The 21,406-nt window shown below is 63.5% G+C and carries 16 protein-coding genes and 1 pseudogene; 12 read left to right on the top strand and 5 right to left on the bottom strand.

All coding sequences use genetic code 11. The features are described from left to right. Positions 1–70: 70 nt before the first annotated feature. The gene (locus AB0280_RS00745; RefSeq protein ID WP_307489432.1) at positions 71–1,297 is read right to left on the bottom strand and encodes a hypothetical protein; all 1,227 of its coding nucleotides are present in this window, start codon (positions 1,295–1,297) and stop codon (positions 71–73) included. 1,019 nt (positions 1,298–2,316) lie between these two features. Between AB0280_RS00745 and AB0280_RS00740 the strand changes: the two genes are divergently transcribed. From AB0280_RS00740 to AB0280_RS00715, 6 genes are all read left to right on the top strand, one after another. Then, the gene (locus AB0280_RS00740; RefSeq protein ID WP_141181371.1) at positions 2,317–2,523 is read left to right on the top strand and encodes a hypothetical protein; all 207 of its coding nucleotides are present in this window, start codon (positions 2,317–2,319) and stop codon (positions 2,521–2,523) included. 469 nt (positions 2,524–2,992) lie between these two features. Further along, a complete protein-coding gene (locus tag AB0280_RS00735; protein ID WP_307489434.1) occupies positions 2,993–3,805 on the top strand; it encodes a hypothetical protein in 813 nt (270 codons plus the stop codon). A 613-nt stretch (positions 3,806–4,418) separates the two neighbouring features. Further along, on the top strand, positions 4,419–5,054 hold the full coding sequence (locus tag AB0280_RS00730; protein ID WP_307489436.1) for a hypothetical protein: 636 nt from the start codon (positions 4,419–4,421) through the stop codon (positions 5,052–5,054). A 277-nt stretch (positions 5,055–5,331) separates the two neighbouring features. Further along, positions 5,332–6,426 (top strand): glycosyltransferase, encoded by a 1,095-nt coding sequence (locus AB0280_RS00725; RefSeq protein ID WP_307489438.1) that lies wholly within the window; start codon positions 5,332–5,334, stop codon positions 6,424–6,426. 11 nt (positions 6,427–6,437) lie between these two features. After that, entirely contained in the window at positions 6,438–6,584 is a 147-nt protein-coding gene (locus tag AB0280_RS00720) for a hypothetical protein (RefSeq protein WP_285244071.1), read from the top strand. Between the two features lie 169 nt (positions 6,585–6,753). Continuing rightward, positions 6,754–7,245, top strand: a complete 492-nt coding sequence (locus AB0280_RS00715) for an Hpt domain-containing protein (RefSeq protein ID WP_307489441.1) — start codon at positions 6,754–6,756, stop codon at positions 7,243–7,245. A 32-nt stretch (positions 7,246–7,277) separates the two neighbouring features. Here AB0280_RS00715 and AB0280_RS00710 read toward each other — a convergent pair whose 3' ends face one another. Both AB0280_RS00710 and AB0280_RS00705 read right to left on the bottom strand, forming a co-directional pair. Further along, on the bottom strand, positions 7,278–8,519 hold the full coding sequence (locus AB0280_RS00710) for a glycosyl hydrolase (RefSeq protein ID WP_366366019.1): 1,242 nt from the start codon (positions 8,517–8,519) through the stop codon (positions 7,278–7,280). A 903-nt stretch (positions 8,520–9,422) separates the two neighbouring features. After that, positions 9,423–9,632: a hypothetical protein gene (locus AB0280_RS00705; protein ID WP_307489445.1), complete on the bottom strand. Its 210-nt coding sequence runs from the start codon at positions 9,630–9,632 to the stop codon at positions 9,423–9,425. Positions 9,633–10,342: 710 nt separating this feature from the next. On the opposite strand from AB0280_RS00705, the gene AB0280_RS00700 reads away from it, so the two are divergent. The 6 genes from AB0280_RS00700 (at position 10,343) to pyk (ending at position 18,303) form a co-directional block, all read left to right on the top strand. Next, positions 10,343–10,795, top strand: a complete 453-nt coding sequence (locus AB0280_RS00700) for a VOC family protein (RefSeq protein WP_307489447.1) — start codon at positions 10,343–10,345, stop codon at positions 10,793–10,795. Between the two features lie 1,036 nt (positions 10,796–11,831). Beyond that, the gene (locus AB0280_RS00695) at positions 11,832–12,749 is read left to right on the top strand and encodes a LysR family transcriptional regulator (protein WP_307489449.1); all 918 of its coding nucleotides are present in this window, start codon (positions 11,832–11,834) and stop codon (positions 12,747–12,749) included. A gap of 128 nt (positions 12,750–12,877) precedes the next feature. Beyond that, a complete protein-coding gene (locus AB0280_RS00690) occupies positions 12,878–13,975 on the top strand; it encodes a tartrate dehydrogenase (protein WP_307489451.1) in 1,098 nt (365 codons plus the stop codon). 133 nt (positions 13,976–14,108) lie between these two features. Next, entirely contained in the window at positions 14,109–15,578 is a 1,470-nt protein-coding gene (gene dctA / locus AB0280_RS00685) for a C4-dicarboxylate transporter DctA (RefSeq protein ID WP_366366018.1), read from the top strand. 5 nt (positions 15,579–15,583) lie between these two features. After that, positions 15,584–16,744: a glycerate kinase gene (locus AB0280_RS00680; RefSeq protein ID WP_307489454.1), complete on the top strand. Its 1,161-nt coding sequence runs from the start codon at positions 15,584–15,586 to the stop codon at positions 16,742–16,744. Positions 16,745–16,812: 68 nt separating this feature from the next. Continuing rightward, positions 16,813–18,303 carry a pyruvate kinase gene (gene pyk / locus AB0280_RS00675; RefSeq protein WP_307489456.1) on the top strand — a complete coding sequence of 497 codons (1,491 nt, stop codon included), beginning with the start codon at positions 16,813–16,815 and terminating at the stop codon, positions 18,301–18,303. A gap of 293 nt (positions 18,304–18,596) precedes the next feature. On the opposite strand, the pseudogene AB0280_RS00670 reads toward pyk, so the two are convergent. Together AB0280_RS00670 and AB0280_RS00665 are read right to left on the bottom strand one after the other, a co-directional pair. Next, positions 18,597–20,127: pseudogene (locus tag AB0280_RS00670) on the bottom strand (carboxyl transferase domain-containing protein). Between the two features lie 2 nt (positions 20,128–20,129). After that, positions 20,130–21,341, bottom strand: coding sequence for a CaiB/BaiF CoA transferase family protein (locus tag AB0280_RS00665; RefSeq protein ID WP_366366017.1), 1,212 nt, complete (start codon positions 21,339–21,341; stop codon positions 20,130–20,132). Positions 21,342–21,406: the final 65 nt, after the last annotated feature.

Raw genomic sequence — 21,406 nt, 5'->3', positions numbered from 1 at the left:
CGGCCGGGACCTACACACACCGTTTATCGGACAGTCCCGGCGGCGTGGTTGTGAATATTCGCGTCTGGGCTCAGGCGCCGCCGAGTGTGGTGAGGAGGGTGTTTAAGGCCTTTTGTTCGGTTGCTGGATTGGGGCTGTGTGAGCGGACGGCGGATAGAACGGCGTCGATTTGTTTGTCGATGTAGTTCCATACGGCGCAGTCGGCAGCGTTGAGCGTGCGTTGGTTTTCGTCCCAGGAGGTTTCGAGGTCGGTTATCCGGGTCGAAGCTTGGGTCTGATTGCCTTTTTGAACGAGTGCGAGGGTGTCCGTTGTGATGGTGCGGAATTCTTGGATGTTCGAGGCGGCGAAGTGTGCCTGCGCTGCCGATTGTGCCTCTGACTGGGTCAACGCGGTCGTGCCCGGACCGCAGCTGGGCGTCGTACTCTTCTCTGCGGCGGCGCTGGTGTGCGGGAGGCTGTTTGTGTAGGCAAGGAGCACGATGGTTGCGGCCGCTACTGCTGCCAGCATCCCCAGGGCAGCGCGGCGGCGTGCGGGTGCGGCTGGCGGGGATGCCTGCTCAGGTACGTCGGGGACGACGTCGGCTTTACTGATCGAGAGGTAAACGACGGTCGCGAGGATGGCAGCGAGGAAAATAATGCTTGTCGTGAGGGTGCCAAGGCCCACGCCGCCCTCGTCGGGTGCGAGCCCAAGCCAGTCTCCGATGTTCGCGCCGAGGGGACGGGTGAGGATGTAGGCAGTCCAAAAGGCCAGCACAGGGTTAGCGCCGAACCGCCAGAGGGCGGAAACGATGCCGATCAGCACCAAGGGCAGCAGGATCGAGATGCCGGGTCCCCAACCGGTGAGCTCGAGCGTCCAATCACCCAAAGCGGTGCCCAGAGCGAAGGTGACCAGAACCGCGAGCCAGTAGAACGCTTCCCGCGGCAAGGAAATGATGCTGTGAATGGAAAGGGTTCGTTCTCGGGTGAACCAAATGCCGAAGACCACGGCGAGCATGGCGGAAAACACGGCGGAGCTTATCCCGAGAGGCACAGCGGCCTGGTCCGTGAGAATGTCCGTGTAAAGGGTTCCGGTGATGCTCATTAGGACGACGGTGAGCCAGTACAGCGCCGGAACATATGACCGCTGACGGATCTGAACCGCAAGGACGACGGCGGAGACAGCGGTGAAAATCATCGCGGTTGCAACCAGGCCGACACCAAGCGCGTCGTTAATAAAATCCGCGAAACTCTCACCCACGGTGGTGCAAAGGATCTTGATGACCCAGAACCAGATCGTGATCTCGGGAACTTTACTCAACGTCCGCCTCGGGGAGGGCGGGGATGACATCTCTCGGGTACTCATCAACTGCACTCTCTCTGGACGCTTCAACGGTATGGCCAACGGGAACAGCAGGGCCAAATGCTCGCACGACATACTGGGAACAAGCCCGATGCGAGGAAGGAATTCCGTAAATGCTGACAACGGCGCTGCGCCATCGAAATGATCGCAGAACCTCCTGGTTCGATGAGCCAAGAGATATCGACAGCGACCCTGCCCAGTTCCTTATATCTACTGGAGAGATGTTCTCATCGTGAGGGGATCCAGGACGATGGCCGCTGACGCGGTGCACCTGGTCCTGGGATCCCGTATCTGGCGTCGTTCTTGTTAGCCTTGGCCGGGGCGTTTTCACTCTGGCACCAATGGATGAGACCCTGTCGATTCACAATGTGGAAAACCGCCGACCTGGAAGTTCATACGGGGCGACAGGTTCGACGACGTTCGCTCTGGGCATCCACAGGGGTGATTCTGTAGCCACCGTCGGAAAGAGCGGATCCGGCTAGTCCACCCTGATGCACATGCTCGCGGCGCTCGACACCTGAAAGTCCGTCCGGAAGTCCTGAATGTGCACCAGCGGCTCCGCCGCGTGCCCCAACGTCATAGGGAGCCTATCGCTGAGTGGTAGAGCCGCTCCCCTTCACGTGCAGACGCGGCCGGAGCAACGGTGCTGCCAGTCTTGAGCCAACCTTGCGTGGTTCATGCGTTTCCGTTTCGGTACCGGCGTTACCGTTATGCCACGGTCCCGTTGTTGGGGGCAGGGCCAACCAATGGGGCCAGGGCCGGCGGTCAAGTGGCATCTCTGAGACTGGATGCCACTCCTCCCTTCCGCCGGCCCACCCCCAGCAAGCTTCCCCGTTTGGTTCGAATTCCCTCCCGCTGACCCGGCCGCCGGCACTTCCGGCCCCCGGCCCGGCGCTGACGCGTCGCCACGCTCCGTGGTTGAATGTGGCCAGTGCCGTCACGGCATGGTCAGGACCATCGAGCATCAGGAGGACACAATGGCTGGAATCAATGCGAAGTTCGACAAGGAATACCTCGACAAGGGAATCGACGAGCTGGCCAAGGCGCCGGTAGAGGCGCTCAAAGGCCTCTCCGAAGGAGACGCCCAGAAGCTGAAGGAAGCCCTGAACATCAAGACCGTCAAAGACCTTGGCACCAACAAGTTCTTCCTCTGGGCGCAGTCCGTAGCAAAACTCGCCGAATAGACACCCAAATCCACGAAAGGCCCGAGCTGCCGGTACGCACCCCAAACCCGTGCGCACCGGCAGCAGGACCAGTAACGGACGGTCGAACTCCCGGTCCCCCCGGTTCGCCGCGCCCCGTCAGGTCGCCTGCGCACATTCCCTTGCCACAGCGCGCACGCAGCCGACCAGGCCCGGAACCCGGCGCGTCGTCAAAAGCCAGGCATCAACCTGTCTGTTCGCGCATCGCTACTGACAGGTGCATTGGGAACTGGCGGCTAGGTCATTCCGTCTTCCTGAAGAACGAGCACTAATCATTGGGCGGCGGGAAGGGAGGAAGACTTTGGCTCGTTCGCCGTTCGTCCGCACATGCGGGACGCCAAAGACAGCTAAGACCCTCCCACTGTTAACACACGCCATGGCATGGATACCTTGACCTTCTCGGCGGGCGCCGCCATGCTGGTCCGTAAATTGCTCGTATGAGGAGCCCAGGATGAACATCTCCTGCAGCACGTCACGGTCATTCCGGTCCCGTCATCTTCTGATGGCGGTTTTTGCAGCACTTTTGACGCTCTATGCCTTCCCCGCGGAAGGCCTTGCTGCAACAAACCTCACAGGCAATGACGTCTCCTGGCCACAGTGCGGCAAAACCCTCCCGAAAGGCCAGAGCTTCGGGATTGTCGGAGTCAACAACGGTCTGGCGAATAACACCAATCCGTGCCTGGCTACGGAGATGTCCTGGGCTGGTTCGTCCACAGGCGGGACGGGCCAACCCAAAGCCGCGCTCTATGTGAACACCGCCAATCCTGGGGCCGCGGGATCCTGGTGGCCGACCAGCAACACCTATGCTGGAACGACCGTGGCCAACCCCTACGGCCAGTGCACGAGCGGATCTTACGGCGCTGCCTGCTCATACATCTACGGATACGCAAAGGCATACGACGATGCCAACATCCGGGGCGTGAGCAATCCCGGCTCCTACATGTGGTGGCTGGATGTCGAAACCGGTAACAGCTGGTCCGCGGACAAGTCTGCGAACATCGCCGATCTTGAAGGAATGACGGCCTACTTCACGAGCATCAGCGCAGGCACCGGAATCTACTCCACGACTGGCCAATGGTCGCAAATAGCCGGCACCGTTCCCACATCCAGCCTGCTTTACAGGTCCAGCAGCTGGTTGGCAGGAGCAAGTTCCCTGTCCTCAGCGAAGCGGATGTGCGCCGCAGCGCCGCTCACCGGAGGCGGGAAAGTCACTATCACCCAATACGTCTCTGGCGGCTTCGACTACGACTACTCCTGCATCTGACCTGCCTCCGGCTAACGCAATTGGCCTGAGCCGCCGCTTGTCGGTCTGGTTCCGGCGTTGGCGGTCACGCGGGGTCTCCCCCACAACCTGGTGTCGTCCTATCTGTCAGGAACGCCACTGTGACATATTCGTAGAGGGCCAGTCTTGAACGAAGCCTGTGTCGACCATGGGCCGTTCTTTATGAACCGGGCCTACCGTTGAAAACAACATCCCGCTAGTGGAGGGCAGGACCTTATACGGGGGAAGGGCCGGAATACACGCAACGCGAACGCCTCTCCGACATCGCGCGGCCTGCACCCCGGAAGCTGGTAGTCATCACCAACCCGGCGGTGGCACGGTATGGCATGACTAGAGCAGCGCTGCGGCACATCGCGTACGGGAAACCGGGTTTCTGGGGAGGTGCGGTTCTCGCACACTACACACCTGGCTACGGCTGGAATCTCACTGCAGACCAGTCAGAGGATGAAGAACGGTTGCAGTGACGGCTAAGCCATCTGAGACCTCGGCGCACGTTTCTGAGCCTCAGGTCTTCCTTCTGATCCCCCCGATTGCGTCACAGCAACCACCTGCTCATCCGGACGAGCGCCGGAAAGGGCTGCATTACGATCAATCCATGCGCGACGCCGATTCCACTTTCACCCCTGACTTCTCATCCAGCAAGGCTCTAACCAATGCCGCCACAGGCCCCGGGACCTGGCAGCACATGGTGGACAGCAACAAAGAATTGCTTATCAAAAAAACCGGACAGGATACCGACTACTGGGTCGCGCACGCGCGGGAAGAAGGGATAAGCACCGACGCTGAACTCCGCGAGTGGATGCGGGAAAAGTTCGGAGTAACCGGCTACGCGCAATACGCCGTGTCCTGGGAAATGTTCGGTTACCCCGACTTCATGCTCCAGGAGGCTGACCAGCTCCTCGACGGTCAGTACGCGGCCTACGCGCACCTTCGTCCGATTGCCGACGCCGTCCTTGCGTGGGCCTGCGTAACGCCCACGGTCTATATTCAAATGCGAAAAGGCTTTGTTTCCTTGCATTCCCCCCGGCGGAAGTTCGCGCAGATAACCCGCTCAACGAACAACATTGTGGACGTAACTCTTCGCCTACAGGCAGAGGCTGATGGACGGGTCGAGAGGGTGCGGACCCGCCCCGACGACCCCTTCACCCTCAGAATACGCTTGACATCGCCAGAGCAAGTAGACGACGAGTTCCGCGCCATCTTAACCACAGCCCTGGAACAGAACAGTTAACCGCCCTTTTGGGCAGCAGGCTGGGCAGAGGCTTCAGCAGGGTTACCGGGTGACGTCTCGTGGCGTGCGTGATGTCTTGCAGGCGATGCGGCACTGAGGAAGGGGTGCGTACTGGCCTCTGGAGAGGGCCGGTCTCATAGGTATCGTCCCAGCTCAAGAGGTTTTTCTGAATATTGAGCCAATCTTTATGGTTTGTCCCCGTGCACCTTGATGTTCGCCTTTGAGGATGAATCCGCGGCTCCCATTCGGGGCCGGTGGATGATTCTGGGAGGATGACATGGCGCCCGCGGCCGTGCCTGCGTTGAGGATTGTGGTCCTGGTTCCGGCCTACAACGAGGAAGGCTCCATTGGCGCGACCCTTCAGGGTGTCATGGGTCAGTCCCGTCCGGCGGACCTGGTCGTGGTCATCCCTAATGGCTGCAGCGACGGGACCGCGGAACGGGCCCGGCAGTTCCCGGTCACGGTGATGGAACTCCCCCGCCTGGAACACCGCAAGTCCGAGGCACTGAACCGGGCGTGGCGCGAATACGCGTACGACGCCGACGTGGTGGTCTGCCTGGACGCGGATACTGTTCTTCCACCGAACGCCCTTGCCGCGTGGGAGCGTGAATTCCAGGGCCGTCGCGGCGCCCGGCTGGGCGGGTCGTCGTCGAAATTCACCATGCAGGACCCCGGGTTGCTGAGCCGGCTGCAGAAAGCCGAGTTCGCGACGTGGACGGACACATCCCTGCGGCGGGGCCGCACCAGCGTCCTGGCCGGGACCGGCTGCGCGATCAACAACACCGTCCTGCGGCAGATCGCGTCCCGGGACGACCGCGAGGGACCGTGGGTCTACACCTCGCAGGTGGAGGACTTTGAACTGACCTACCGGATCCGGGAGCAGGGCTACATCTGCCAGGTCTCCCCGGACGTGCGCGCCTACACGGATTCGATGAAGACACTCAAGGCTTTGTGGGGGCAGCGGATGAAGTGGCAAGTCGGCACCGTCGAGGATCTCCTGGATCTGGGGTTGAACCGGTTGACCCTGCGTGACTGGGGGCAGCAGGCGATGGGCCTGCTGGGGGTTTTCCTGAAGCTGTTGTGGCTCGCCGTGATCGTCGGCGCGCTGTCGTTGGGGGTCTTCCATGTCGTGCTCTTCTGGTGGCTGGTCCCGATCCTGTTCGTTGCCCTGGACATTAAACGCGCGCTGCGGATCCCGCACCGCGACTGGAAGGACGTAGCTCTCGCTGCGACCTTCTTTCCGCAGGAACTTTTTATGTGGCTGCGCTCCGGGTGGTTCCTTGCCTCCTGGTGGGCCGTTGCCGCCAGCAAAGTCACCCGGCGGCGTGTTGACCGTTGGGAAGCCCAATACACAGCAGAGGAAATCAACTGATCATGTACGGAATGAACACAGCAGTCCCGGCCAGTGGCGCCGCCCTGGCCTACACCGGCTTGAACGTCGGCGCCGGACTGCTCACCGCCCTGGGCATCATGCTGATCGGCGTGGCACTGCTTGCCCTGGTCCGCCGCGGCGGCAAGGTACGCCCATAGCCGGGGCAGACGCCATGGGCCCGTGGGCGCGTTGCAGCAGGGAGGCGCTGCTGCAACGGGCCCGCCAGCTGCCGTTGTTAGTCCGCAGGTTTTTGATTCTGCATGCTGGAGGACCTGTCGCGAAGCACCTGCTGCACGCAACCCCAGCCACGAAACCCTCAAGGGAAGCATGAACGACATCAGCAGCACACCATGCCGGCTTGCCGTCCCCGCGGAGATTCCTGTCCCGCAACAGCGCGGGAATGCCGGCCGGCCCCTGGTGGACAACTCCGTATTGGACCGGTTGCGGGAGGATCTGGACAATGACACGGGCTTGGTCACGGCGTTCATCGCCGATTATGCCCTGTACCTTCCACGTCGGATCCAGCGCCTGCGGGCAGCGCTGGTCACGGGGAACTTTGACGATGCTGTGGACGCGGTCCTCAGCCTTAAATCCTCCAGCCAAATGGTTGGCGCGACACATCTGGCCGGCCTGGCCGTGGACCTTGAAACCAGGATCAACGACCACTCACACCCGGACCCCGCGGTGACACTGCCCTGTGAGGCCGACATTTTCCTCGGGCCGATCAGTGACTGCGGCAGACACACCCTGAACTGGCTCATGTCCTACTGCCTCACTGAACCTCCACTGGTCGGCACGCGGGGGCGGCCCGCTGGCTAACAGGTGGTTTTAGCCACGGCCGGCATTTTTCCTCAGGACGTGCGCCGGGCCTGCAGCGCGGACTTGAACGCTGCGGCCGAGGCGGCGCTGCTGTTGATCCGCCAGTCAGTTTCCTTCTGTATATGGAACCAGACGAAGCCCATCACATCAGGTTGCGCGGCCAGGTAGGAGATCAGTTGCGTGTTCCACGCCGCCTTGTCCCCGCCAGCTTCACTGGATGCGGTCTCGGCGATGAGGATGGGAACCCCCGGTGCCAGGGAACGAAGCTGGGCGATTCCCGGTGCGAAGAGGTCCTGCGGCGAGATCCATGCGCTCCAGGAAGCGGAAGTTCCCCAGTTGTAGCCGTCCAAAGCGACGACGTCGACATAACCGGCACCCGGATAGAGACCGGCGAGGTCCGTCGAGCCGTAATACGGGACGTTGGGGCTCCACACCCAGGACACGTTGGTCGCGCCCTGCGCCGCTACCAGGTCGTGAACATGCCGCCACGCCCTGACATAGTCTCCGGGCTGGTTGCCGTTAACGCTTTCGGCCCACGGGTACCAGTCACCGTTCATTTCGTGGGCGAACCGCAACTGCACCGGGTAACCCCAGGACGCCAGCGCCTGCCCCCATTGGATAATGTGCGCATCGAAGTCCCCCGCGGTGATTCTGTTCAGCGCGTACGCGGGTTGATTGGCGTCCCCGCCCCAAGCCCAGGGCTCCCACGTGACCAGAGGAACGGCTCCACGGGCACGGACCGCGTTCATCTCAGTAATGGGCGCGCTCTGGAGGAAGTCCTCATAGAACAACACGCTCGAGGGGGCCTCTCCGGCCAGCACGGCGACATCATCCAACTCAGTAGTGGCCAGTGGGCCACCGGCGGTCGCTACCCCGAAACGCAGCCTGGCCGTACTGACGCCAGGCACCGCAGGTGCCGCCGGAGCGGCGACCGTGAAGACGGTCGTGGCCTGAACGGAGGAGGTTTTTGCCGTCACCGTGACCTTGCCGGTAGCGGTTGCGGGGATGGTAGCCGGCGCGCTGAACGCCCCGGACGCCGTCGTCTTCACAGCAAACGTAGCCGACCCCACGATCAGTGTTCCCGTGGTGGAAGCTTTGAAGCCGCTGCCGGTCACCGTGATCGAGGAACCGGCCGGACCCGTCGCCGGGCTCAGGGCAATCTGCGCGGTGGCCGCCTGTGCGGCCGCGGGCTGGACCACCGTCATGGCCAAAGCCAGACCCACACCTGCCGCGATGGCAGTCAGGTATGTCCTTATTGATGTCAACACGGCCATCGATCCCCAGAATCGTCATGGCAGCAAGGTTCGCTGCCGACCAGGTGCGCCAAGCGGCGCATGCCTGATCGTAAACGTCCTGCGCTGAGGTTGATCAGGTCTTGATCCAATCCTGCGGGAAAACTGCGCCTCTCCCCGCGTCTGAAGGTCACCGGCACACCGGGACGCTTCTGCTCACGGGCGATAGTCTTGTGTTCACGAGGAAGGGGCCAGTTGCAGCTGAACGTATACATTGCCAGCGCCGCTGACGGGGTTTTCGGCTCAAGGCCGCCGAACTGCCCGAACTGACTGCGCAGGCCCGGGAGCTGGAGGACATTCCCGCGGCCGTGCGCTCTGCCGCCGCTGCGCTTGCCGGCCGGGAGCCGGGCGACTTCGACATCACCATCGACTACTGACGAATAGTGCCCGGGACACCGTCCGCGGCTGCCGGCATCTGCAAAGTAATTGCTCCAGAGAGCGTCAATTCCGCCCCGAGCGTCACCGGCGCCCAGCTTCCCAGGCTGAACCGGCGCACTTTTCCGCTGTCCAGTAATAGGACTAACCGCCACAGCCCCTCCTAGTATGACCGGGCGGCTTCCCCCTATCGAAGCTGTAGCTTGAGGGAATCTCCGCTATCGGCGTGGTGGGGCTTGGGTGGGGACTGGCCCAGAGGGATCGTCGGGGCCGCCGTCTTCAGTTGGCCATGACTGATAGAAGAAGGAAGAGGGCGCTGAGCGTGAATCCTATCCGCATGCTGCTCCATCGAGTCTTCTTGTAATGCTTGGACTGGTGCCGCTGGTCGGCTGTCAGCCATTGGTCGCACAGAATCATTGAGGCCACGAAAATCACGGGAAAAACGGACGCAAAGGTGACCCACATCAGGCGCCTCCGGTATCGATCTCCGCGTTCGTTGCCTGGGGCGGGTTACGCGACGGACTCCAGTGCCAGGTCGCGTACTGCAGCTTCAAAGGCTTCCTTGTTGAACCAGGACGGTGGGACTACTTCATAAATGAAGCCGTCAAACTCGAACGGAGGGCAGCGGCCTCCGTGGTTCCAGTACAGAACCCACAAGTCGATCAGCCCTACGTCGTTGCGGCGCAACAGGACCCTCGCCGTATGCCGCAGGTCATCCATAACCCATCCTTGCTTCTGCTACCCGGCTTCCACAAGTACATGAAATGCTCGATGACCGGTCGAAGCGGGGTGCGTTACTTCCGCTGGACGGCCTTGCCATCCGTTGCTCGTCCCACTCATAAGCCACTATCGGAAGGTGCGACTGTACAAGCCTTTCGCAACGGCGGATACTGGGCAGCAAGGCGTTAACGCCACCGCTGTCGTGAACAGGGCAGTGGAACGATGGCTACGGGGACTTCCCAGAACATGACACCCTCCCTCCCCCGGCCAGCGCCTACCCTAGAGGCCAGGCCTTCCCACAGGCACTGGCCTCTTTTATCGAACTGCGGCAACCTATCCACACCGTAGCCCCCGGCGGATCCTCGTTCCCGGCTACCCTGCCGAACTCACACCCGGTTGGTCCGGCGCGTCCTCGTGTCCGCACGCCCCGTGACCGTCGGCTGACGCGGAAAGACCCGTTGAGCCTCTTGTCCTGGGTGCCGGGGCGTGTCCATCCTTGAAGATGACCAGGAAGTACCGGTGGCGAATCCTCGTTTCAAACGGCCTTGGCCGCACTGCAGTATGGATCGGAATGGCCGCCAGCAAAGCGGAAGCCCAAACTCTGGCCCTCGCCGGCTACCCGGGATGGTTCATCCATGACGCGCGGCCCGCGTCAGTGCCTCCCAAATAACCCACCGGACAATACATGAGGATCAAAAGGGAGAACTGTCATGCCCATCCGTCTCAACCCATATCTGAACTTCCGCGACAACGCCCGTGAAGCGATGACGTTCTACCAGGAAGTATTTGGTGGCGACCTGGCCATCACCACCTTCGGGGACATGGAGGCGAGCCAGAACCCGGACGAGGACAACCTGGTCATGCATGCTCTCCTCGTGACGCCGTCCGGTCTCACCGTGATGGGATCAGATTCGCCACAGCGGATTGATTACCGGCCAGGCAACACCTTCAGCCTTTCCCTCAGTGGTGACGACGCGGATGAATTGCAGCGCTGCTGGCTGCAGCTGTCCGAAGGCGGAACCGTGACAATACCGCTGGACGTAGCTCCCTGGGGCGATGCCTTCGGCATGTGCATGGATAAATTCGGGGTGTCCTGGATGGTGAATATCGAAGGCCGCGGCACACGAAGCCCGAACGCGTCGCCGGACCCAGACGACAACTAAATACAAGGCAGCGCGGCGTCCCCCGCCGGCACCTGCTGAGACGGCAAATCCGTCAGTAAGGCAAACTGCACTCCACATAGGTACGACAATCCGAAGGTGGCTTTACAGAACCTCCATTATCGGCGTTCTAAATAGGGCGGGGAGTGCCTGCATAAGTCGATTTCGCGGTGTTTGTCTCCCCGCTCGTGAACGACTGTGGTCATGCTCTGGCGCATTCCTCGCAGGCTCAGCGCGGCTGGAACCCCATGCTCAAGGTCGACGAACGAAGATTTTTTCTTGCGCCGGTAGTGTTCGATTGTTTTCGCGCGCGTTAACGGGAATGGAGCATACCCGGCAGCAGCTCGCGGCCGTGTTTTGACGGTCACTCCGTGGCTGCTCCTGCCTTCGCCAGCCTCATCGCCGGCCTGGACTCGGAGCTGTGCACGATTTTGGATGACCGCCTGGACGAAGGCATCGTCCTGTTAGCTACCATCCAAGGACCGAGGCAGACAGCCACACGCGTGGACGTCGGTGTCCAGGAATGTCGTGTATCCCATGGAATAGGCGGCGTCGGGTGCCGTTGTCCTGGATCAGCCAAATAGTGGCCGCCGTCGGAAATCCCGTCGACCCGCCCTGTAAAACGGGGGTTACGCCGATCTGAGGTCAGTAGCACAACGGAATTGCCCGGGGATAACTGACGCCAGCTGTCTACTTCTACGCGAAGACAATTGGGAAGGACTAGGTGGGTTGTGTGGGGATCCGATATGTACATTAATGGCCTCTTCTGGAAATCAAGTCTGGTGCAATTTTCACGCCCCCATGTCCGAAGGTGGATGAGGGCCTCGTCAATCGGGGGCACCAGGAAGTGGGCCTCCGGCAGGCTGGCTGCAGCTGGATTGGAGGCTTCTGTCCATACAGCCGCTGTGTCGAAACTCGGTCCAAGACGTAGAAGCAATAGGGCGGATAGGCGCAGGCTATCTGGGCCTTGGTTTATGCTCTTGTTCTTTGAACGGGCGGTGGTTGCCGCCCAAACGTGGTCAACCGTCAGCGAGGGTGTGTGGATACGCGGAAACTGAAGTATTTCTTAGCTGTGGTTGACCATGATGGGTTTAACCGTGCGGCCGAGCATTTGTTGATCGCCCAGCCTTCGCTGTCGCAGACCATCGCAAGCTTGGAGAAGGACCTGGGCGTGCCGCTGTTCCACCGCATCGGACGCCGTGCCGTCCTCAGCGAAGCGGGCAAAGAGCTCGTCGGTCCGGCACGGCTGGTGATGCGTGATCTTGATGCCGCACAGTCGGCGGTCCTGGCTCTTCGCGGGATACGCAGCGGCCGATTGGACATCATCTCGATGCCTTCCCCCGGCATCGAGCCGCTTACGTCCATGATCGCGGGATTCACCCGGTTGCATCCCTCCGTTCGGCTGAATGTCAGCGCTGCCTTTACGCCCGAAGAAGTGATCGATTCAGTGCGGTCCGGCAGTACTGAAATCGGTTTGTCTGGTTCCCGCACCACCATCAAGGTGCCGGGAGTCCAGGTCCTTGAGCTGGAACGCCAGCCCCTGATTCTCATCGTCAATCCCCAAGCCGACACCTTCCGCCCTGGAGCGTCGATACAACGCGAAGACCTTGGCGGTCACCGGCTGATCGCTAGCCAGCGCGGGTCACTGATGCGGTGGTTGGTCGATGACGCGTTGGCTGATGGAGTCAACGCCGAAATCGTTGCCGAAGTCGCTCACCGGACCTCCATCCTCCCCCTCGTGCTTGCGGGCGTGGGCCACGCGGTCATGCCCTCATCCTGGGCACCCCTGGCGCATAGGTCCGGGCTGCGGACTTTACTGATTGAGCCGGTTTCCCACTTGGACGTGGCACTACTGAGCCGGAAGGAAGATCTGACGCCGGCCGCCCGGGCCTTCCTTAAAGTCGCGGAACTGCACGTTGCTGCGGGTGATACCCCACCAGCACCCAAGGATCAATAGGCCCTTCCTATCTGCCGCATTGGATCTTGGTCTTGGACGCGCTCCAGTGTCGTGACCTCTACTTGAAGAGGAAGAACAGTGTGACCCCGCTAACAGGCTCACTGCAAAAACTCAACGAGGAGGCTGGCATGAGCGCCACCCAGAAATTCAGCATCGCATCCATTCCCGCAGACGGCGTGGGCAAGGAAGTTGTTGCCGCAGGCCGCCGCGTCCTGGACGCCCTGGCCGAAAACTCCAGCGGCAAGTTCGCCTTCGACTGGACCGAGTTCCCTTGGGGCTCGGAGTACTACGCGAAGACCGGTCAGATGATGGACCCCAAGGGCCTTGATGCCCTGAAAGACTTCGACGCGATCTACTTCGGTGCGGTTGGCTGGGAAAACGTTCCGGACCACATCAGCCTCTGGGGCCTGCGCCTGAACATCACGCAGAACTTCGACCAGTGGGCCAACATCCGCCCGGTGAAGTTCCTCCCCGGCGTGCAGTCCCCGCTGCGCAAGGCAGACAACACCGAACTCGACTGGGTTGTGGTCCGCGAAAACAGTGAGGGTGAATACGCCGGCCTGGGTGGCCGCAACCTCAGCGGCCGGGGCCCTGGCAACGAGGTGGCCCTGCAGACCGCACTGTTCACCGACAAGGGCTGCGAACGCATCATGCGCTTCGCGTTCGACCTGGCCCGCACGCGGACCGTGAAGAAGGTCTCCTCGGTCACCAAGTCCAACGCCCAGCAGTACGGCATGGTCCTCTGGGACGAAGTCTTCAACCGGGTGGCAAAGGACTACCCGGACGTGCAGACCGAAAGCGTCCTGGTGGACGCCATGAGCGCCAAGTTCATCCTCAAGCCCGAAGACCTGTCTGTCGTCGTGGCCTCCAACCTGAACGCCGACATCCTCTCCGACCTCGGCTCCGCCCTCGCCGGAAGCCTGGGCCTGGCCGCCAGCGCCAACCTGAACCCGGAGCGCCGCTTCCCGTCCATGTTCGAACCTGTCCACGGATCGGCTCCGGACATCGCCGGCCAGGGCATCAGCAATCCCATCGGCGCCATCGCTTCCGCCGCCCTGATGCTGGACCACTTCGGCCTGCACGAGGAAGCCCGCCGCGTCGAGGCCGCCATCGAAACCGCCACCGGCTCCGGCCACCTCACCCGCGACGTCGGAGGCGACGCCACCACCGAGGACGTCACCGAAGCCATCATCAAGGCCCTGACGCTCGCCCCGGCAGCCGTCTAGGCAGGCAGTACTCTCCGGCGCCGTCATCCGTTAGCGGATGCAGCACGGGGCGGGCGGTGAGCCGTACCGCCCGCCCCGCGCCAATCTTTTTTCAGAACATCCTCCAGCGACATTCCACAATGAGGTAGGAATCATGGACCACATCCCCACCGCCGGCCACGCGACACCGGCCCCCAAACCGCGCTGGTACCGCCAGCTCTATTTCTGGGTACTGACAGCCATTGTTATCGGCATCCTGGCCGGCTGGCTCGCCCCGGCCACCGGTATCGCCATGGAACCCATCGGCACTACCTTCGTGAATGCGATGAAGATGCTCATCGGCCCCATCGTGTTCCTCACGATCGTGGGGGGCATCGCCAGCGTCGCGGACCTGAAAAAGGTCGGCATGACCGGGCTGAAGGCGCTGACCTACTTCCAGATTGGTACCATCTGCGCCCTCGCCTTTGGGCTGGTGGCCATCAACGTTTTCCGCCTGGGCGAAGGCGTGAACGCCGACCCGGGTGCCATCAAGACCTCAGATGCGGCTGCGAAGCTGATCGACGCCGGCCAGCACCAGGAATGGTGGGAATTCATCACCCACATCATCCCCACCAGCGTCGTGCAGCCCTTTGTTGCAGGGGACATCCTGCAGATCATCTTCATCGCCGTCGTCTTCGGCATCGCCCTGAACGCCATTGGCAAGGTCGGCGCCCCCGTCCTGGATGGCGTGCAGCGGCTCACCGGGGTCATGTTCAAGATCCTGGGCTTCATCATGAAGGCCGCCCCCCTGGGCGCGTTCGGAGCGATGGCTTTCGCGGTAGGCAAGTACGGCGTCTCCTCCCTGACCAGCATGGGCGGACTGATCGCACTGTTTTACGCCACGTCGATCCTGTTCGTGGTGGTGGTCCTGGGCTCGGTCATGGCCTTCCTGAAACTGAACATCTTCACCATGATCCGGCACCTCAAAGAGGAATACATGCTCATCCTGGGCACCTCCACGGCCGAGCCCGCTCTGCCTGGCTTGATGCGCAAGCTCGAGCACGCCGGCGTCAAAAAAGAAACCGTCGGCCTGGTGGTCCCCACCGGCTACAGCTTCAACCTCGACGGCGCCGCAATCTACCTTTCCTTGGCCGCCGTCTACATCGCCCAGGCCACCAATACGAACCTGAGCATCGGCCAGCAGCTGGGCCTGATCGCTGTCATGCTCCTGACATCCAAGGGTGCAGCAGGCGTGGCCGGCGGCGGCTTCATCGCCCTGACCGCGACCCTGGCCACCATCGGCACCATCCCCGCCGCCGGGATCATGCTGATCTTCGGCATCGACAAGTTCATGTCCGAATGCCGCGCCCTGGTCAACTTCACCGGCAACGCCGTCGCCACCCTGTTCATCGCCTGGTGGGACCGCACCCTGGACACAGACCGGGCCCGCAGGGTCTTCGCCGGCGAGATCGTGGAGCCCATGCCCACCGAGGATCCGAGCCACCTCGAGGAGGTCACTGACATCGACGACGCCCTCACCGAGTACGGACACCACGAGCCCAAAGAAGCTGTTTCCAAGCACGCAGGCCCGGTGGCCGAGCTTGCCCCCACGGGGCGTCGCCCCATCCACTCGGAGACTGCCTGACTGACATGAGTGCAAACACCGCCCCCAAAATCGTGCGGACCCTTATCGCCCCCGACAAGTTCAAGGGCAGCCTCACAGCACACGAAGTAGCGCAGGCTCTCGCAACAGGGCTTCGCTCCGCCGCTGACTTCCCCGGCACAACCGGGGCGGTTCAGTGCGAACTGCTTCCCCTGGCGGACGGAGGTGACGGCAGCGTTGACGCCGCCGTAGCCTCCGGCTTCACCCGCCACAGCTACACCGTTGCCGGTCCCACCGGCCAACCTGTCCAGGCCAGCATCGCGTTCGACGGCGCCACCGCGGTCGTCGAGGTCGCTAACACCTGCGGCCTCGGACTGCTGCCCCAAGGCAAACTGGAGGCATTGAACTCCTCCAGCCGCGGCTTCGGCGAAGCAGTCCTGTACGCGCTCAGCCTCAACCCTGCAAGGATCGTCATGGCGCTGGGCGGCAGCGCCAGCACCGACGGCGGAATGGGAATGCTCACCGCCCTGGGCTACAGCTTCCACGACTCCCAAGGGCGCCAGCTCTACGGAAGCGGAGGAGCGCTGGGACAGGTCCAGTCCGTTCACCGCACCGCGCTCCCGGAACTGCAGGACACCGAACTTGTCGTCGCGAGCGACGTCCACAACCCCCTCCGCGGCCCCAACGGCGCACCGGCCATCTTCGCCCCGCAAAAGGGTGCCACAGTGGAGGACGTCGCATTCCTCGACGACGGACTGGGGCACTTCGTGACCAAAATGGCAGAAGCCGGATTCGCCGGCGCGGAGTCACTGGCAACACATGAAGGCGCCGGAAGCGCCGGCGGCATCGGCTACGCCTGCCTGCTGCTCGGGGCTCGGCAGGTCTCGGGTGCCGACTACTTCCTGGACCTGCTGGACTTCAACACCCGCAAGGACAGCTGCGACGTGGTGATCACCGGCGAAGGGAGCATCGACGAACAGACCTTGGCAGGGAAACTGCCCGCCGCTGTTGCGCGGCGGTCAGGCGCCCGTCCCATCATCGCTGTCGCCGGACGCTCACTGCTTCCCAAGGAGCGATGGTCTGAAATGGCCCTCACCCGGGTTTACACCTTGGCGGACTACACCGATCTGGACTCCTCCAAAGACTCTGAACTCTCCGCCACCTTGCTACAACAGATCGGCAGAGAAATCGGAACAACCCTCCTTTAACTGAACTCTACACAGCGCGGGAAGCAGAAACACCCGTAATCCGATGCAAAGAATACAAGGGTAGGTATATGAGACGCGCGAAAATTGTGGCCACGTTTGGCCCGGCAATTGCCAGCTATGAAAGCACCCTGGCTGTGCTGGAAGCCGGTGTCGACGTCGCCCGCATGAACATGAGCCACGGTGACTACACCGTGCATGACAACACCTACGAAAATGTGCGGAAGGCAGCAGCCGAGCTGACCAGGGCTGTGGCCGTCATGGCCGACCTGCAGGGACCGAAGATCCGCCTGGGCCGGTTCGTCGATGGCCCGCACGCCCTCGCCGAGGGTGACATCTTCACCATCACCACCGAGGACGTCCCCGGTACGCAGGAAATCTGCTCCACCACCCTGAAGAGCCTCACCGAGGACGTCCGCGTGGGTGACGCCCTGCTGATCGACGACGGCAAGGTGGCCCTGCGGGCCATCGAGGTGGACGACGTCAAGGTGGTCGCCGAGGTGACCGTCGGCGGCATGGTGTCCAACAACAAGGGCATCAACCTCCCCGGCGTAGCCGTGAACGTCCCCGCGCTGAGCGAAAAGGATGAAGACGACCTCCGCTGGGCCATCCGCCGCGGCGTTGACCTGGTGGCCCTGTCCTTCGTCCGCGACGCCTCCGACATCACCCGGGTGCACGAGATCATGGACGAGGAAGGCCGCCGCGTGCCGGTCATCGCCAAGATCGAAAAGCCGCAGGCCGTTGAGCAGCTGCCCGAGATCATCGACGCGTTCGACGCGCTCATGGTGGCCCGTGGCGACCTTGGCGTGGAGCTTCCGCTGGAGGAAGTGCCGATCGTGCAGAAGCGTGCAGTGGAACTGGCACGCCGCTGGGCGAAGCCGGTCATCGTGGCCACCCAGGTCCTCGAGTCCATGATCGACAACCCGCGCCCCACCCGTGCAGAGGCGTCCGACTGCGCCAACGCCGTCCTCGACGGTGCCGACGCCGTCATGCTCTCCGGTGAGACCAGCGTGGGCAAGTACCCGATCGAGACCGTCAAGACCATGGCCCGGATCATCGAATCCACCGAGGTCCACGGCCTGGAGCGCGTCCCCCCGCTGGGCACCAAGCCCAGGACCCGTGGCGGCGCCATCACGCGTGCCGCCGTCGAAATCGCCGACCAGCTGGACGTCAAGTACATCTGCGCGTTCACCCAGTCCGGCGACTCGGCCCGCCGCCTGTCCCGCCTGCGCCCCATCAAGCCGGTCTTCGCCTTCACCCCGGTGGAGCAGGTCTGGAACCAGATGGCGCTGACCTGGGGCATCCAGCCCGTGCTGGTGCAGATGGTGGACCACACCGACGCCATGACCGCCCAGGTTGACCGCAGCCTGGAGGAAATGGGACTGGTGCAGGACGGTGACCTGGTGGTCACCGCTGCCGGTTCGCCTCCCGGAAAGGCCGGCTCCACGAACTCCCTGAAGGTGCACAAGGTAGGCGACCTCGCCGACTCCACGCGCGCCGGAGAGTTCGTGAGCAACAAGGAAAAGCTCGGCCCCTGGCCCGAAAAGAAGAAAAAGGCTTAACAAATGATGGGCTGGCCCAGCCCCCACCGGGTAGTAGTGCGCAGGAGGCCGCACGCGGACTCATGCTTACCGGACTCTGTAAATCCGAAAAAGCTGACGCCACCCTGGGATTCGTCTTATGAGGGCACACGCAAACCTGATGCCGTCCGCGGTTTGCCGGAATACCTGGATTCCGTCGGCCGGTGCCCGCAAGCTGCAAGTGGGGACAAGCGGCCACTGGGACGGCAGCGCTGATGACTGCAGCATCCACAGCGGACACGGCGAAGGACGGCGCCCGCCGGAGGGCCATGGTTTTAAGTGCCGAGGTTCCGGTACTTGCGGGCCCGTGCTGCCACGAGCCCAGGCACTGGAGTGGAGGCCACGGCGCCCAGTTCATATTCGATCGCCCGGGCCATCCGGGTGCAGAATTCGCGCGGCTCCAGCGAAGCATCGTCCCGCTCATCCACAATGTGGTCCACCAGGCCGTTGGCGAACAGGGCGGCCACGTTGACACCCTGCGCCTGTGCCATGGCCGGCGCGAAAGCCGTGGTCCGGTGCACGATGGCGCTGGCGCCCTCCGGCGGCAGGGGCGAAAGCCAGCTGTGCTGGGCGGCGATGGTCCGGTCCGCCGGCAGCAGCGCCAGCGCACCTCCCCCGGCACCCTGGCCCAGCAGCACCGAGACCGACGGCGATTGCAGCCCGATCAGTTCGTGCAGTGACCTGGCGATCTCCCCGGCAAGGCCGCCTTCCTCCGCTTCCTGGGAGAGCGCCGCTCCGGCAGTGTCGATGACGGTGAGCAGGGGAAGCCGCAGTTCCTCCGCGAGCTTCATCCCGCGGCGGGCTTCGCGCAAGGAACCGGGCCCCATCCCTGCCCCGTCCCTCCGGAGCGGACGGGCGTGGCCCAGCACGATGCAGGACTGGCTGCCGAAACGAGCCAGTGCCAGCAGCAACCCAGGGGTCCTTCTCCCCCTGGCCCGTGCCGTTGAGGGGCAACGCGTCCGTGGCGCCGAACTTCAGCAGCTGGCGCAGGTCCGGCCGCCGCTGCCGCCGTGAAATCCCAATCGAGGTCCAGGCATCAGCAGTTGACGGCCGGATGCCCAGGGTTTCGGGCGGGGCGGGCACCGCCGCCGGCACGGTTCCGCCGCCGGCGCCCCCGTTCGCTGCCAGGATGTCCAGCGCGCGGCCCACCAGGTCGGCAACTTCACCGGGTTCCACCACCCCGTCGATCAATCCCTTGTGGAAGAGGTTCTCCGCCACCTGGACGTTCGCCGGGAACGCCTCACCGTACAGCGCCTCGTACACCCTGGGGCCCAGGAAACCCAGCAGGGCACCGGGCTCGGCCACGTTAATGTGTCCCAGGGATCCCCAGGACGCCATGACGCCGCCGGTGGTGGGGTGCCGGAGGTAGACAAGGTAGGGAAGGCCGGCCTGGCGGTGGGCACGGACAGCGCCGGTGATTTTGACCATGGACAGGAACGCGAGCGTCCCTTCCTGCATGCGGGTTCCGCCGGAGGCGGGGCCGGCCAGCAGGGGAAGCCCCTCAGCCGTGGCACGTTCGACGGCGGCAACAATCCTTTCCGCCGCCGCGTGGCCGATCGACCCGGCCAGGAAGGAGAATTCGCTGACGATCAGCGCCACCCGGCGGCCGCGGATGAGGCCGGCGCCGGTGAGCACGGATTCGTCGGCGCCGCTGCGCTCCCGGGCGCGGGCCAGGTCCTGCGCGTACTCCGCGGACAGCTCCGGCTGCTGCGGTTCCGTGTCCCAGGAGACGAAGGAGCCGGGGTCCACCACCGCGCCCAGCAGTTCGGCTGCGTTCATGTGCCGTACCTTTTCCGCCGTCGCCATGCCTACTTCGCCCCGGCTGCGGCAGAGGCCAGGCCCAGCCATTCCCGAATCGCCGGCCCGTCCTCGTCGAGCAAAGGCGGCGCGTCGTGTTCGGTGCGGGTGGTTTCGGCCGTGTCCCCCGGCGCGAAGAACCGCAGCGGCGGCCCGGGCAGGCTCACCTTGCCAAGGAGTGGATGCTGCACGTCCACCACCAGGCCCTGGGACGCCACCTGCTCCAAGGCGTACACCTCATCCAGGGAGCGGACCTTGCCTGCGGGGATCCCGGCGTCGTTCAGTTTGTCCAGCAGCTCCGCCGCGCCGTAGCCGGCAAAGACGCGTTCGACGGCGGCAACCACGCCGGCGCGGTTCCGCACCCTTTCGGCGTTGCTGGCAAAGCCCGGGGCGGCCGGGTCCAGGCCGAAGGCGGAGGCGAACGAGTGCCAGAGCTTCTCGCTGCCGACGCTGATCTGGACGCTCCCGTCCCTGCAGTTGAACAGGCCGTAGGGGGCGATGGACGGGTGGTGGTTGCCCTGGGCGCGCGGCACCTCGCCGGCGATCGTGGTCCTGGTGCCCTGGAAGGCATGCACCCCGATCAGCGATGCCAGCAGGGAGGTGCGCACCACCTTGCCCCGGCCCGTGCTGTTCCGCTCGACCAGGGCCGCCAGGACGCCGAACGCCCCGTTCATGCCGGAGAGCAGGTCGGCGATGGGGACGCCCACGCGCTGTGGATCATCAGGCCCTGAGCCGGTGAGGGACATGAGGCCGGCTTCGCCCTGGAGGATCTGGTCGTAGCCGCTGCGCTGGGATTCGGGTCCGTCGTGGCCGAAGCCGGTGATGGACAGGATCACCAGCCGGGGGTTGAGCGCGTGCATGGCGGCCGTGGAGAAGCCCAGCCTGTCCATCACGCCGGGCCGGAAGTTCTCGATCACCACGTCTGCCCGCTCCAGCAGGCCGCGGAGCACCGCGTGGCCGTCGCCGCTCTTCAGGTCCAGGCTGATGGACTCCTTATTGCGGTTGCAGGACATGAAGTAGGTGGACTGCAGGTCGCCTTCGGGGCCGACGAACGGCGGGCCCCAGCCGCGGGTGTCATCCCCGGTGCCGGGGCTCTCCACCTTGATGACGCGGGCGCCAAGGTCCGCCAGCATCATGCCGGCGTGCGGTCCGGCCAGTGCCCGGCTGAGGTCGACCACGAGGTGTCCGGCCAGGGGGCCTTGTGGGTTAGCGCTTCTGTTCATTCCGCAGTGCCTTTACCGACGAGCCCGATATAGGGCCGGCATACTGCAGGGACGGTCACAGGCGA

It is taken from the genome of Pseudarthrobacter sp. 902506025, from assembly GCF_040702325.1.
In the GTDB taxonomy this organism is placed as follows: Bacteria; Actinomycetota; Actinomycetes; order Actinomycetales; family Micrococcaceae; genus Arthrobacter.
The sequence above is the reverse complement of the archived record's forward strand: the minus strand, read 5'-3'. Positions and strand labels throughout refer to the sequence as shown.